The sequence below is a fragment of the Bradyrhizobium sp. USDA 4451 genome (assembly GCF_054822585.1).
Genome location: NZ_JBTRCH010000001.1, coordinates 3,159,165 through 3,172,425, shown reverse-complemented (window position 1 = coordinate 3,172,425; position 13,261 = coordinate 3,159,165). Strand labels below are relative to the sequence as shown.

Annotated in this window: 12 protein-coding genes and 1 pseudogene; 4 read left to right on the top strand and 9 right to left on the bottom strand. The window is 66.7% G+C overall.

Going from position 1 to position 13,261, the window contains the following annotated elements; genetic code table 11:
- The first annotated feature begins 81 nt into the window (after positions 1 to 81).
- Entirely contained in the window at positions 82 to 1,314 is a 1,233-nt protein-coding gene (locus tag ACVMB0_RS14680) for an acyl-CoA dehydrogenase family protein (RefSeq protein ID WP_021077295.1), read from the top strand.
- Positions 1,315 to 1,408: 94 nt separating this feature from the next.
- Here ACVMB0_RS14680 and purD read toward each other — a convergent pair.
- Positions 1,409 to 2,693 (bottom strand): annotated as a pseudogene (gene purD, locus ACVMB0_RS14675) (phosphoribosylamine--glycine ligase).
- A gap of 165 nt (positions 2,694 to 2,858) precedes the next feature.
- Between purD and xseA the strand changes: the two are divergent.
- A complete protein-coding gene (gene xseA, locus ACVMB0_RS14670) occupies positions 2,859 to 4,478 on the top strand; it encodes an exodeoxyribonuclease VII large subunit (RefSeq protein WP_461346712.1) in 1,620 nt (539 codons plus the stop codon).
- Here xseA and ACVMB0_RS14665 read toward each other — a convergent pair.
- Positions 4,475 to 5,269 (bottom strand): dienelactone hydrolase family protein, encoded by a 795-nt coding sequence (locus ACVMB0_RS14665; RefSeq protein ID WP_461346711.1) that lies wholly within the window; start codon positions 5,267 to 5,269, stop codon positions 4,475 to 4,477. The two genes, xseA and ACVMB0_RS14665, sit on opposite strands and share 4 nt — an antisense overlap.
- A 229-nt stretch (positions 5,270 to 5,498) precedes the next feature.
- Here ACVMB0_RS14665 and ACVMB0_RS14660 point away from each other — a divergent pair, with 229 nt between their 5' ends.
- Complete coding sequence (locus tag ACVMB0_RS14660; protein ID WP_456750167.1) at positions 5,499 to 5,720, top strand: DUF2093 domain-containing protein; 222 nt, start codon at positions 5,499 to 5,501, stop codon at positions 5,718 to 5,720.
- 14 nt (positions 5,721 to 5,734) lie between these two features.
- Here the strand turns inward: ACVMB0_RS14660 and lpxK are convergent, their stop codons facing one another.
- The 6 genes from lpxK to ACVMB0_RS14630 form a co-directional block, all read right to left on the bottom strand.
- Positions 5,735 to 6,757 carry a tetraacyldisaccharide 4'-kinase gene (gene lpxK / locus ACVMB0_RS14655; protein ID WP_461346710.1) on the bottom strand — a complete coding sequence of 341 codons (1,023 nt, stop codon included), beginning with the start codon at positions 6,755 to 6,757 and terminating at the stop codon, positions 5,735 to 5,737.
- Entirely contained in the window at positions 6,750 to 8,084 is a 1,335-nt protein-coding gene (locus ACVMB0_RS14650; protein ID WP_461346709.1) for a 3-deoxy-D-manno-octulosonic acid transferase, read from the bottom strand. Before ACVMB0_RS14650 ends, lpxK begins: the two co-directional genes overlap by 8 nt.
- Positions 8,047 to 8,760 (bottom strand): lysophospholipid acyltransferase family protein, encoded by a 714-nt coding sequence (locus ACVMB0_RS14645; RefSeq protein ID WP_456750170.1) that lies wholly within the window; start codon positions 8,758 to 8,760, stop codon positions 8,047 to 8,049. Before ACVMB0_RS14645 ends, ACVMB0_RS14650 begins: the two co-directional genes overlap by 38 nt.
- Positions 8,757 to 9,005: a DUF4170 domain-containing protein gene (locus ACVMB0_RS14640; protein WP_050628541.1), complete on the bottom strand. Its 249-nt coding sequence runs from the start codon at positions 9,003 to 9,005 to the stop codon at positions 8,757 to 8,759. Before ACVMB0_RS14640 ends, ACVMB0_RS14645 begins: the two co-directional genes overlap by 4 nt.
- Before the next feature lie 160 nt (positions 9,006 to 9,165).
- Positions 9,166 to 9,975, bottom strand: coding sequence for an inositol monophosphatase family protein (locus ACVMB0_RS14635; protein WP_461346708.1), 810 nt, complete (start codon positions 9,973 to 9,975; stop codon positions 9,166 to 9,168).
- Positions 9,962 to 11,350, bottom strand: coding sequence for a TldD/PmbA family protein (locus ACVMB0_RS14630; protein ID WP_461346707.1), 1,389 nt, complete (start codon positions 11,348 to 11,350; stop codon positions 9,962 to 9,964). The genes ACVMB0_RS14635 and ACVMB0_RS14630 overlap by 14 nt, the downstream gene beginning before the upstream one ends.
- 274 nt (positions 11,351 to 11,624) lie before the next feature.
- Here ACVMB0_RS14630 and ACVMB0_RS14625 point away from each other — a divergent pair, with 274 nt between their 5' ends.
- Positions 11,625 to 12,149, top strand: a complete 525-nt coding sequence (locus tag ACVMB0_RS14625) for a DUF6101 family protein (RefSeq protein ID WP_461346706.1) — start codon at positions 11,625 to 11,627, stop codon at positions 12,147 to 12,149.
- Positions 12,150 to 12,327: 178 nt separating this feature from the next.
- On the opposite strand, the gene ubiA is transcribed toward ACVMB0_RS14625, so the two are convergent.
- A complete protein-coding gene (ubiA, locus tag ACVMB0_RS14620) occupies positions 12,328 to 13,260 on the bottom strand; it encodes a 4-hydroxybenzoate octaprenyltransferase (protein ID WP_456750174.1) in 933 nt (310 codons plus the stop codon).
- Position 13,261 lies beyond the last annotated feature (1 nt).

Genomic DNA, 13,261 nt, shown 5'->3' with positions numbered 1-13,261 from the left:
AAACTTTGTTCGGCGTTGCCGCTGGCCTGGTTTATGCCATCCTGAGGTCCTGCCAACAACAACACGAAACGAGGAAGTGCCATGTCGATCGATTTTGAGATCCCCGCCGAGGCCAAGGCGATCCGCGAGAAGGTGCGCAAATTCGTCCACGACGAGTGCATTCCGGCGGAAAAGGAACTCGACACCAAGCCGCTTGCCGAGGTGCTGGCACCGCTGCGCAAGAAGGCCCGCGCGCAGGGCCTGTGGTGCCCGTTCGTGCCGAAGGAGTATGGCGGTATGGGCCTCGGCCCGCTCGCCAACGCGTTGGTGCAGATGGAGCTCGGCGAGAGCATGCTCGGCGCGCTCTCGATGAACACGCAGGGGCCGGACGACGCCTCGATGATGACGATCCTGGCGCACGGCACCGAGTACCAGAAGGAGAAATTCCTGAAACCTCTCCTGAACGGCGAAAAGCGGATCTGCTTCTCGATGACCGAGAAGGCCGCCGGCGCCGATGCCACCGGGATGCAGACCACGGCGGTGAAGGACGGCAACGAGAACTACATCCTCAACGGCGAGAAATGGTTCTCCTCGTCGGCGAGCGTCGCCGACCTCGCGCTCGTCATGGCGAAGACCGATCCGAACGCGCCGCGCCACAAGCAATATTCGACCTTCATCGTCGAGCTGCCCAACCCCGGCTACCGCATCAAGCGCAACGTCGCCAACATGGCGATCGAGGGCCCGCATGACGACGTGATCCATGGCGGCCATTCCGAGATCGAGATCAAGGACCTGAAAGTGCCGGCCGACAATCTGCTCGGCGGCGAGGGCAACGGCTTCAACATGGGCCAGCACCGCCTCGCCTATGGCCGGCTGCGCCACGGCATGCACAACGTCGCCAAGGCGCAGCGCGCGCTCGACATGGCGGCAGCCCATGTCACCAAGCGCTCGACCTTCGGCCAGCTCTTGGCCGACCGCCAGGCGGTGCAGTTCATGCTCGCCGACTGCGCGAGCGAGCTCTATATCGGCCGGCTGATGCTGCTGCACATCGCCTACAAGGCCGAGAAAGGGCTGGACATCCGCCAGGAGAACTCGATCGCCAAGATCTTCCACGCCCACATGGTGCACAAGGTGATCGACACCGCGATCCAGCTGCACGGCGCGCTCGGCTTCAGCCAGGATACGCCGCTGGCGAAATGGTACACCCAGGTGCGCTCGCAGCGGCTGGTCGACGGCCCGGATGAAGTGCACAAGTGGAAGATCGGCAAGAACGTCATCAAGGCGTTCCGCGAGCACGGCACCACGGCAAGCGCCGCGGGCGGCGATCTGCTGTAGCCCCCGCCGTCATTGCGAGCGAAGCAATCCACTTCTCCACGCGGGGATGGATGGATTGCTTCGTCGCTTCGCTCCTCGCAATGACGGTGGGTGGCTAACCCTTCGCCCGCTCCGCCTCCACCGCCTGCCAGGCGATGTCGCGGCGGCAGAAGCCATCAGGCCATTTGATGCGATCGACGGCCTGGTAGGCGCGGTCGCGTGCTTCGGTCACCGTCTTGCCCATCGCAGAGACGTTCAGCACGCGGCCTCCGTTGGCAAGGATGGCGCCATCCTTCGCGACCGTGCCGGCGTGGAAAATCTCGACACCATCGACCTCAGCGGCGTCATCGAGCCCGTCGATCCGCGTGCCCTTGATATAGTCGCCGGGATAGCCCTTGGCCGCCATCACCACGGTCAGCGCCGAGTCGGGATACCAGCGCAGATCGAAATTCTTCAACTGCCCGTCGATCGAGGCGAGTAATGCCGGCACGATGTCGGACATCATCCGCAGCATCAGCACCTGGCACTCCGGATCGCCGAACCGGACGTTGTATTCGAACAGCTTCGGGCCCTGCGCGGTCAGCATCACGCCGGCATAGAGCACGCCCCTGAACGGCGTGCCGCGGCTCTTCATTCCGGCCACCGTCGGCAGGATGATGCGCGCCATGATCTGGTCGTGCAGCTCAGGCGTCACGAACGGCGTCGGCGAATAGGCGCCCATCCCGCCGGTGTTCGGCCCCTTGTCGTGATCGAACACCCGCTTGTGGTCCTGCGCGGTGGCGAGCGGGATCGCGGTCTCGCCGTCGCACAGCGCGAAGAAGCTGATCTCGCGGCCGGACAGGAATTCCTCGATCACGACCTCGGCGCCGGCCGTGCCGAACGCGCCCTCGAACATCATCGCAACCGCGGCTTCCGCCTCAGCCAGCGTCTGCGCCACCACGACGCCCTTGCCCGCGGCAAGCCCGTCGGCCTTGACCACGATCGGCGCGCCCTGGGCACGCACATAGGCGGTCGCGTCCCTGGCATTGTCGAAGCGGCGATAGGCGCCGGTCGGAATGTCGAACTCGCTGCAGAGGTCTTTTGTAAAACCCTTCGAGCCCTCGAGCTGGGCGGCCTGCTTGCTCGGCCCCGAATGCCTTGATGCCGACGGCGGCGAGGTCGTCGACGATCCCGGCGGCGAGCGGCGTCTCGGGACCGACCACCACCAGATCGACTGCATTGCGCCGGCAGAATTCGATCACGGCAGGATGATCGGCGATATCGAGCGCGATGCATTCGGCCTCGCGCGCGATCCCGGCATTGCCCGGCGCGCACCACAGTTTCTCAACCAGCGGCGATGCGGCGATCTTCCACGCCAGCGCATGTTCGCGGCCGCCGGAACCGAGCAGAAGGATGTTCATCTGTGTCGCCGATCAGAGGGGTTGTAACGCCGTTTGGTCCGGTTTAGCACGCTCCCCGACCGCGGCAACACGCGGTTCGATCAGATGTGGATATGTGATTCGACGCCGGAAACGCGGCGGCCGGGCCTTGCACACGGGGTCGAAAACCCCGATTCTATAGACCAGATGACCGCTGCTCCGAATCTCGTCAACGCGCCTGAATTCACCGTCTCGGAACTCTCCTCCGCCCTGAAACGGACAGTGGAGGACCGGTTCGGCCATGTCCGCGTCCGCGGCGAGATCACGGGCTTTCGCGGGCCGCACTCCTCCGGCCACTGCTATTTCGCGCTGAAGGACGAGAGCGCCAAGATCGAGGCGGTGATCTGGAAGTTCGCCCATGCCCGGATGCGGTTCAAGCCGCAGGAGGGCCTCGAGGTCATCGCCACCGGCAAGCTGACCACCTATCCGAACTCCTCGAAGTACCAGATCGTCATCGATTCGCTGGAGCCGGCCGGCGTCGGCGCGCTGATGGCGCTGATGGAGGAGCGCAAGAAGAAGCTCGCGGCCGAGGGCCTGTTCGACGAGGCCCGCAAGCAGCTGCTGCCCTGGCTGCCCGAGGTGATCGGCGTCGTCACCTCGCCGACCGGCGCGGTGATCCGCGACATCCTGCATCGGCTGGAAGACCGCTTCCCCCGCCGGGTGCTGGTCTGGCCGGTCAAGGTGCAGGGCGACGGCTCCGCCGAGCAGGTCGCGGCCGCGATCCGCGGCTTCAACGCGCTGCCGGAGGGCGGCCGGATTCCGCGGCCCGATCTGTTGATCGTCGCGCGCGGCGGCGGCTCGCTGGAGGACCTGTGGTCGTTCAACGAGGAGATCGTGGTCCGCGCCGCGGCCGAGAGCCATATCCCGCTGATCTCGGCGGTGGGCCACGAGACCGACATCACGCTGATCGATTTCGTCGCCGACAAGCGCGCGCCGACGCCGACCGCCGCCGCCGAAATGGCGGTGCCGGTGCGGAGCGAGCTGTTCGTCGAGGTTGCCGCGCTCGCCCGCCGCACCATGGTGTGCTGGCAGCGCGCCCAGGAGGCCCGCCGCACCGAGCTGCGCGCCGCGGCGCGGGCGCTGCCGGCAGCGAACGAGCTGCTGGCGATCCCGCGGCAGCGGCTCGATCATCTCGCCGCAGGATTGCCGCGCGGGCTGAAGGCCAACACGCACGCGCATTTCCGCCGCTTTGCCGCATCGAGTTCGCGGCTGACCATCGGCGTGCTGCGCGGCCAGGTCGCGCATGCCAGGCAGCGGCTCACCGCATCGGGCGAGCGCATCGCGCTATCGGCGCGCGCGCTGCTGCATCGCCGCCGCGAGCGCTTCAATGGGCTCGAGATCCGGCTCAAGGCCTCCAGGCTCGCCAATGCGCAGGCCCAGCGCAACGCGATCGCGCGCGATCTCGAGCGCACCCACCGCCTCGCCGAGCGCGCCCGCCGGGCGCTGCTGACGACGCTGCAGCGGCTTGAGGCGCGGGTCGCCCATCGCAGCCAGCTGCTGTCGGCCCTGTCCTATCGCGGCGTGCTGGCGCGCGGCTTCGCGCTGGTGCGCGACGCGCAGGGACACGCGCTGCATTCCGCCGCGGCGGTCGGCCCCAACGCCAGCCTGTCGATCGAGTTCGCCGACGGCCGCGTCGCCGCCACCACGAATGCCGATCAGCCCCAAGCGACGGTGCCAGCGGAGAGTGCGCCGAAGCCTCCGCGCGAGGCAAAGCCGGCGGCGCCGAAGCGCGTCACCAAGCCGGTCGATCAGGGCAGTTTATTTTAGCGCGACAGCCACTCGGCGACTTGCTTCTGCGCGTCCTTGCGCGCGTCCGCGTCGGTGCCGATATGGCCGCGCTCGGCGACGTCGACATCGGAGGCCGCGACCGCGTGCAGCGGCAGATTGGCGCGATCGAAGTCGTGATAGGCGTCGGGATAGACCACGATCTTCGCCAGCGCGCTGCGGCCATGCGCGCCGTCGACCATCTGATGGCAGGCCGACGATGACGTGACATCGTCGCGCGCGCCGATCAGGACCAGCGTCGGAACCCGCGCGCTCCAGCCGAGGCCGAACGAGGTGCGGCAATCCGGATAGAACGCAACCGCCGAGCGGAAATCCGGCTCGACGTTGCGCGACCACATCTGCGGCCGCACCGCCCACAGCAGGGCGGCGGCGCCGTTGCCCCAGCCGATCAGGCTGATACGGCTCTTCGCCACCCATTTCTGCTGCACCAGCCACTGCCGCGCGGCGTTGATATCGGCGACCCGCGCGCGGCGGGTCTGGACCTGATGCTCCCGGATGCGGCATTGCGGGCCGAGCTCACGCGAGCCGTAGCTGTCCGGCAGCAGCACCGCATGGCCTGACGCGAGCAACTGCTCGGCCCAGTCGCGGTAGCGCGGTGCGACCTGCTCGGAATGGCCGGCGAGACCGCCGCAGCTGTGCAGCGCGATCACGGTCGGGAACGGGCCGTCGCCGTCGGGCCGATAGAGCTGTGCGTGCAGCGTGAGGTTGCCCTCGGGGATCTCGACCTGGTGCGGGGCCGGAAGCGGCGCCGCGGCCGCGGCCGCGGCCGGCATGGCAAGCATCGCCAGGCACATGAAAACTGAGGTGAGGCGCATCCGATCCGGCCGGCTCGTTATGGCGCTGCAAACACAGCGGACCACGGCTGCAATGCTACCATGCGCCTCTGCCGCCAAATCATCACAAGTCGGTGGTTTAACGGGCGGACATGCCCCCCTATCTGTGATAGACGGCTTGATGACCATTTAAGGCTGCCTCATCAGGGGCAAGGCGGAGAGTCTAGACGTGCTGAACAAGTTCGGTCCCTCGGGCCATGGCGAAGCGCAGGTGCAATATCTCGACGGCGATTTCCGCGTGATCTCGCCCGGCACTTTCGTGCGTTGTGCCGTCACCGACGTCCGGATCCCGCTCGACGAGCTGAAGTACTGGAGCGTTGACCTGCAGGAGGCCTATGCCACCCCGACCGCCGTGCTGCAGCGCCACCATCCGGACATGGTCAAGGCGTAGGCGCAAGGCCGGGTTCATTTGCGCAACCTCCTGTCCCTTGCCCTGAACAGCTGATCCGACACCCAGCGCCGCAGTGCGGCCGCATCCTCGAATTGCAGCGTCACCGCGAACGGCACGATCGCCTGCGCCCAGGCCGGCGTCCCGTCCGGACCACGCAAGCGCGCCAGATCCTTTTCCGTCGTCACCAGCGTCAAGGCGTCACGCTTCGCATCCGCAGCGAGCTGCTCGATTTCCGCCTTGCTGAAGGCGTGGTGATCGGGGAAAGCCCTGCTTTGCACCACGTCGACGCCGCTCGAGCGCAGCGTGTTGAAGAAGCGCGCGGGATCGCCGATGCCGGCAAAGGCGAGTGCACGCATCCCGTTTAGCGCCGCCAGCGAAGCCTGGTCCGGCTTCAGGCGTGCGGACAACACCGGCTTGCCGCGGGACGCAAGATCGGCCGCAATGTGCTGCGCCGCGCTCCCCTCGCCCACCACGATCAGCGCGTCGGTGCGCTCCAGCTGCGGCGACAGCGGCGCGCGCAACGGGCCGGCCGGAATCACGCGGCCGTTGCCGACGCCGCGCGTGGCATCGATCACGATCAGGCAGCAATCCTTCATGACGGACGGATTCTGGAAGCCGTCATCCATCAGGATCACGCTGGCGTCCTGCGCCCGCGCCAGCGCCAGGCCCGCGGCGCGGTCGCGCGACACCACGACAGGTAGATTCGCCGACATCATCAGCGGCTCGTCGCCGACATCGGCCGCCGTGTGGCGGTGACGATCGACCTTGACCGGGCCGGCGAGCCTGCCGCCATAGCCGCGGCTGAGCACCACCGGCCGCTCGTCGAGCTCGCGCAGCAGATGTGCCAGCGCCAGCACCGTCGGCGTCTTGCCGGCGCCGCCGACATGGTAGTTGCCGACGCAGATCACGGGAATGCCGGCATCGCTGCCGGAGCGCTGCATCCGCCGCGCGGCGACCGCGCCGTACAGCGTGGCAAGAGGGCTCAACAGTTGCGATGTCCAGGACGGCGGCCGGTGCCAGAAGCCCGGCTCACGCATTGGCGGCTCCCATCTCGAGCCGCAACTGCAACAGATAGGGCTCGAGAGCGGTCACCGTGCGCTGCAGCGCGCCACCGAGCTGCTCGACCACGCGCTCGGAGGCCGCCAACGACGTATCGCGTGCCGCGGGATCGGCGAGGAACTGGCCGAGCTGCTTGACCAGCGCGTCGCGATCGTCGGCGCGCCGCGCGCCGCCGCCGTCATCGAGTGCCGCATAGACGTCGGTGAAGTTGAACACGTGCGGACCGTGCACGATGACAGCGCCGAGCTTGATCGCCTCGATCGGGTTCTGGCCGCCATGCGCGACCAGCGAGCCGCCCATGAACACGATCGGCGCCAGGCGATAGAACAGGCCGAGCTCGCCCATCGTATCGGCGACGTAGATATCCGTGGTCGCGACCGGCAGATCCTCATGCGAGCGCAGGCCGGGACGCAGGCCGGCATCGGTCACGAGTTGTGCGACCGCCTCACCGCGATGGGCGTGCCGCGGCACGATCACCGTGAGCAGCCCGGGGAAGAACTTGGCGAGCGACGTGTGCGCCTCGATCAGGATCTCTTCCTCGCCGGGATGGGTCGATGCGGCGACCACGATCGCGCGGCCGCGCGTCACCGACATCAGCCGCTCCAGCTTGGCCGGATCGGCCGGCGGCGCCGCGACGTCGAGCTTGAGATTGCCGGTGACGACGACATTGGGGCTGCCGAGCGCCGCGAAGCGTTCGGCATCGGTGTTCGATTGCGCGAGGCAGATGTCGAACCGCCCGAGCAGCGCTCCGATGGTGTTGGAGAGGCGGCGCCAGCGCGGGAACGAGCGCTGCGACATCCGCCCGTTGATCAGGACCATCGGCAGCCGCCGCGCCGCGCTCGACAGGATCAGGTTCGGCCACAAATCGGACTCGATGAACAGCGCCAGCGACGGATGCCAGTGATCGAGGAAGCGCGCGACATAGCGCGGCGAGTCGTACGGCACATATTGATGGATCACGTCGGGCGGAAAGCGCTTGGCCACGATCGCGGCCGAGGTCACCGTCCCCGAGGTGAGCAGGATGCGCAGATTGAGCGCGCGCAGCCGCTCGATCAGCCCGGCCGCCGCCAGCACCTCGCCGACGCTGGCACCGTGGATCCACACCAGCGGGCCCTGCGGCCTGGTATCGGCGCTCATGCCGCGTCGCTCGCCGACCCGTTCGGGATCTTCCTTGCCGAGTTTGAGCCGCCGCTTGATCAGGGCAGGCACGACCGGCACCATCGCGGACGACAGTTTGCGGTAGACACGCAACGTCATCGGGAGCGAGTTAGCCAAGCGTTGCCTCCGGCCGCCCGACGGCTGCATAGGCGCGCCGGGTCGCTTCGTTGAGCAAATCCTCCACGTGCTGCCGAAGCTTTTCCATCGTCGCGGCGTCGGCATCGGGCGGCACATAGACCGGCTCAATACCTACCACTGCGCCGCGCCCGAATGGCAAATTGATGGTGGACGAATCCCAGTTTTTCAACCGGATGAATCGGCTGGTGACCATCGCAAACGGGACGATCGGCCGGCCGCTCTCCCGCGCCAGCATGATGGCCCCGAGTCCCGCCACCCGCGCCCGCTTCGGGACGTCGGCGGTGGTTGCGATGTTGCAGCCGTCCTCCAGCGCCCGGACCATCTCCAGGAAGGCGCCGACGCCGCCCTTGCGATGGAACGCGCCGGAATGGTCGCCGGAACCCCTGATGGTCCCGATGCCGAGCCGTTCCACCGCCAGCGCGTTGAACTCGCCGTCGCGGTGGCGGGAGATCAGGACCTTGGCGCGATAGCTCTCCTTGGTCTTGATGAACGGCGTCATGAAATGCTGGCCGTGCCAGAACACGAAGATCGCCGGCATCAATGGCTCGACGATCCCGTACACGTCATGCGGCTGGTAGCTGAAGCGGTTGGTGTACCACACCAGCCGCAGGTACTCGGCCGCAAGCACCCCCAGCGCGCGCTGCACGAAGCCGCTGCGCAGCAGATCGCGAAAAAGTCGTTTCAATGGGAATGCTTTGTGTCCTGCTCAGGATCGAGCAACCGGTGGAGGTGAACGACGAAATAGCGCATCTGGGCGTTGTCCACGGTCGCCTGCGCCTTCGCCTTCCAGGCCGCGTAGGCGGTCGCGTAGTTCGGATACACGCCGACGATCTCGACCTCGTCCAGGTTCTTGAAGGTGTTGTGCTCGAGATCGGTCAACTCGCCGCCGATGACGAGGTGAAGCAGCTGCGGCTGGGCATTGTCTGACATGATGGTGGTTTTCCTAACGAGATGCCCGGCAAAGAAGTGAAGTCTTGGTCGTCACAGGTCTTGGTCGTCACAAAGTCTGATCGTCTGATCGTCGAAAGTCTGGTCGTCACGGCTCTGTCGCAACAAGTCTGATTGTCACAATCGGCAATGCAGTAGAGCCTCACGGCAATGGGCGGCTACGAAAATGCTCGACAATGCGTGCATGACGTTCGCGTCCCGCTGCCACCAGCACCCCATGCGTTACCTCCCGGCGATTGTACTCAATCGTGTCCCCCGAGAGCTCCGTCATCTTACCACCCGCTTCCTGCACGATCAAATTCGCAGCGGCAAGATCCCAGTCGCGGCTTTGCCCGCCCGCAAAGCCGGCGTCAAGTCGACCTTGTGCTACACGGCAAAGCCTGAGCGCCAGCGATCCGATCCGCGGAAACAGCGTGATCTCGTCCGAGGTCGGGCTGAGCCGCTGCACCAGCGGCTTCGGTCCGGCCATGCGGGGAAAATTGAACTCGGTGCCTGCGGTTGCGTGCACGGCGCTATCGTTCAGGGTGGCGCCCTGCCCACGGGCGGCGAAGAAGAACTCCTCGCTCACCGGCGCATACACCGCCGCGAGCACCGGAGATGCGTTCTCAACCAGCGCCACACTGACGCACCAATCCTCGCGGCCTGCGAGATAGGCGCGGGTGCCGTCGATCGGATCGACGATCCAGGTGAAGCGCTTGCCGAGCCTCGTCTCGTTATCGGCGCTCTCCTCCGACAGCCAGCCATAGCTGGGCGTTGCCGAACGCAGCTGCTGCTCCAGCAGGTCGTTGACCGCGATGTCGGCCTCGGAGACCGGCGACGACGCGCCCTTGGTCCAGTTCTTCAATTCGGTGCGGAACAGCGACAGCGCGAGCCGCCCCGCCTCCTGCACCGATCGCGTCAGCAAGGCGGCATCGCGCGCCTTGGTCCAATCGTCCGTTTCAGCGTCCGCCAAGCGTCAGGCCCTCGATGCGCAGCGTGGGCGAATTGACGCCGTAGCGGAACTCCAGATCGTTGGCGGCGACCAGCGACTTGAACATCGGCAGCAGATGGCCGGCGATGGTCACCTCGCTGACCGGATAGGTGATCTCGCCATTCTCGATCCAGAAGCCGGACGCGCCGCGGCTGTAATCTCCGGTCACGCCGTTGACGCCGGACCCGATCAGGTCGGTCACATAGAAGCCCTGCTTGATGTCGGAGATCAGCTCCTTCGGCGTCACCGCACCCGGTTCGAGATGCAGATTGTAGGTTCCGGGCGACGGCGACGACGACACGCCGCGATGCGCGTGCCCTGTCGTGACCAGGCCGAGCTCGCGCGCGGTCGCGGAGTCCAAGACCCAGGTCGTCAGCACGCCTTCGTCGATCAGCGCGATCCTCTTCACTTTGACGCCCTCGGCGTCGAAAGTCTGCGAGCGCAGGCCGCGCACGCGCAGGGGATCGTCGATAATGCGGATATCCTTGGAGAACAGCTGCTCGCCAAGCTTGTCCTTCAGGAAGCTGGTCTTGCGCGCGATCGAAGCGCCGTTGATCGAGCCGACCAGATGGCCGACGATCGAGCCGGCAACCCGCGGATCGAACACCACCGGCACCTTGCAGGTCTCGACCTTGCGCGGATTGGACCGCGCCACCGCGCGCTCGCCGGCCTTGCGGCCGACGGTCGTGGGTGAATCGAGATCGGAGGCATGCGGCGCGCTGGTGAAATCATAATCGCGCTCCATGCCGGTACCCTCGCCGGAAATCGCCGTCGTCGAGATGCCGTGGCTGGAACGCAGATAGGAACCGTGGAAGCCGGTCGAGGTCACCAGGACCATGCCGCCGATCCCGGTGGAAGCCGACGCACCGCCGGACTTGGTGACGCCCTTGACCGCGAGCGCGGCGGCCTCCGCTTCGATGGCGCGCTGCTCGAGCTCGGCGGTGGTCGGGACCTTGCGGTCGAGCAGATCGAGATCAGGGAAATCATGCGCGAGGAGCGCGGGATCGGCGAGGCCGACATATTTGTCGTCGGGCGCGACGCGCGCCATCGCCACCGCACGCTCGGCGAGTTTTGCGATCCCCTCGCCGGAGACCTCATTGGTCGACACCACCGCCTGGCGCTGACCGACGAAGACCCGCAGGCCGACGTCGTCGCCCTCGGAGCGCTCGGTCTCCTCGACGCGGCCGTCGCGCACCTCGACGCCCTGCGAGACGCCGCGCACCGCGAGGGCATCGGCGGCATCGGCGCCCGCGCGCTTGGCGGCGTCGACCAGGCGCTGCGCGAGGTCGCTGAGCGCGGATTGATCGAACAGATCGGAGGTATCACCGTGTCGCGATGCAGATGGTGAAGAGTTCACGAACGAATTCCTGCGGATTGAGGGGAGCCCGGAACGAAGTGACAGACCACACCAGATGTGCCGGATTCACAGGGATTTCAAGCACTTTGCGCCCGCAGGCAACAAAGATTTGAGTGATCGGGGCAAGGCTTCGTCAATCATGCGGGCCAACCTCTTGTCAATCATGGCGCGAGGTGAGGAGAGATTAACCAGGCTTTTTAAGCTGAAACGGCCATCGCTCGGCTAGGCTCTCACCCATCGACCGGGAACATAATCCCGGCGGGGAGACAGAGCTTTGAGGCGTCAAACACCAACAAGCGGAATCAATTCCGCCGGGTCGAGCTGCGCAATGCGGCTCGACCCTCTTTCCCTTCCGCTCTCCTTCCACGCGCAGGATTCGCGCGCGGACGGCGGCACGCGGCAGGTCGAACTTCACCGCGAACATGTCGTGCTGCGCCGTGCCGTTCGCGGCATGCGGATGGCGGTCAATGTTCGGGTCAGCGATTTCCTCGGCGTCGCGGTGCGCGGCATCGACGATGCGCAGATGCTGGTGCTGGTCCACCGCGATCCCGCCCTCACCATTCCGCTCGGCACGAGCTCGGATGCCGAGGAGATCACGTCCGCCTGGCAGACCTGGAGCGACATCTTCCGCCTGCCGCAACTGACCGAGCCGGCACCGCGAACGCCTTCCCCGCGCCGCCGTCGCCGCAACGCAATCCGCGCCCGCCGCCCGAAATTCCTGGTCCGCCGCCGCGCCGGCGTCCAGCACAACGAAGCCAGCGTGCATCGCGACGAGCGCGAGATCATCGCGCGGGATTGAGTTCGTTTCGCGCTTCAAGCTTCACGACGGTGAGGTGGTTCGCCACTCAAGACATCACTCCGTCATTCCGGGGCGCGCCACTTGGCGCGAGCCCGGAATCCATTTCACCACGAGTATTGCGGCCCGATGGATTCCGGGCTCGCGCTTCGCGCGCCCCGGAATGACGACGGATTGAGAGCTACCCCGCGCGCAGCACGGCGTCGACGACCAGGCTCGCGAACAGGATGAAGCCGGCGTCGCGGTTGGACTTGAAGATGCGCAGGCAGAGCGCGCCATCGCTGGTGTCGAGCCGGCGGACCTGCCAGACAAGATGCAGCGCAAACGCCGCAAGGCCGATCCAGGCCGGCCAGCGCGCGCCGGCCAGCGCGAATGCCGTGCCGATCAGCAGCACGGCGAGACCGTAGAACATCATCAGCGCGCGATGAGTGCGGGCACCGAACAGCCGCGCGGTGGACTTGACGCCGATCAGCGCGTCGTCCTCGGCATCCTGGTGGGCATAGATGGTGTCGTAGGCGATCACCCAGGCGATCGATCCGGCGTAGAGCGCGATCGCCGCAGTGTCGATGCGTTGGAGCGTCACCGCAAATCCCATCAGGGCGCCGTAGGAAAAGGCGAGGCCGAGCACGACCTGCGGCCACCAGGTGATCCGCTTCATGAACGGGTAGATCGCGACGATCACGAGCGAGGCGATGCCGGTCAGCACCGCGAAGCGATTGAACTGCAGCAGCACGACAAGCCCGATCAGCGCCTGCAGCACCATGAACATCACCGCCTGCGCCACGGTGACCTGCCCGGCCGGGATCGGCCGCGACCGGGTGCGCTCGACCCTGGCGTCGAGATCGCGATCGGTGATGTCGTTCCAGGTGCAGCCGGCGCCGCGCATCACGAAGGCGCCGATGAAGAACAGCAGCACGACCAGCGGCAGCGAGCGGACGTCGTGTGCGACGCCGGCGGCGAGCGCCGCCGACCACCAGCATGGCATCAACAGCAGCCAGGAGCCGATCGGCCGGTCGTAGCGTGCCAGCCGCAGATAGGGCCGCGACCAGACCGGTGCATGGGTATCCACCCAGTTGCCCGTGGAGTCGGCAACGCGGGCGGATACGTCGCTCATG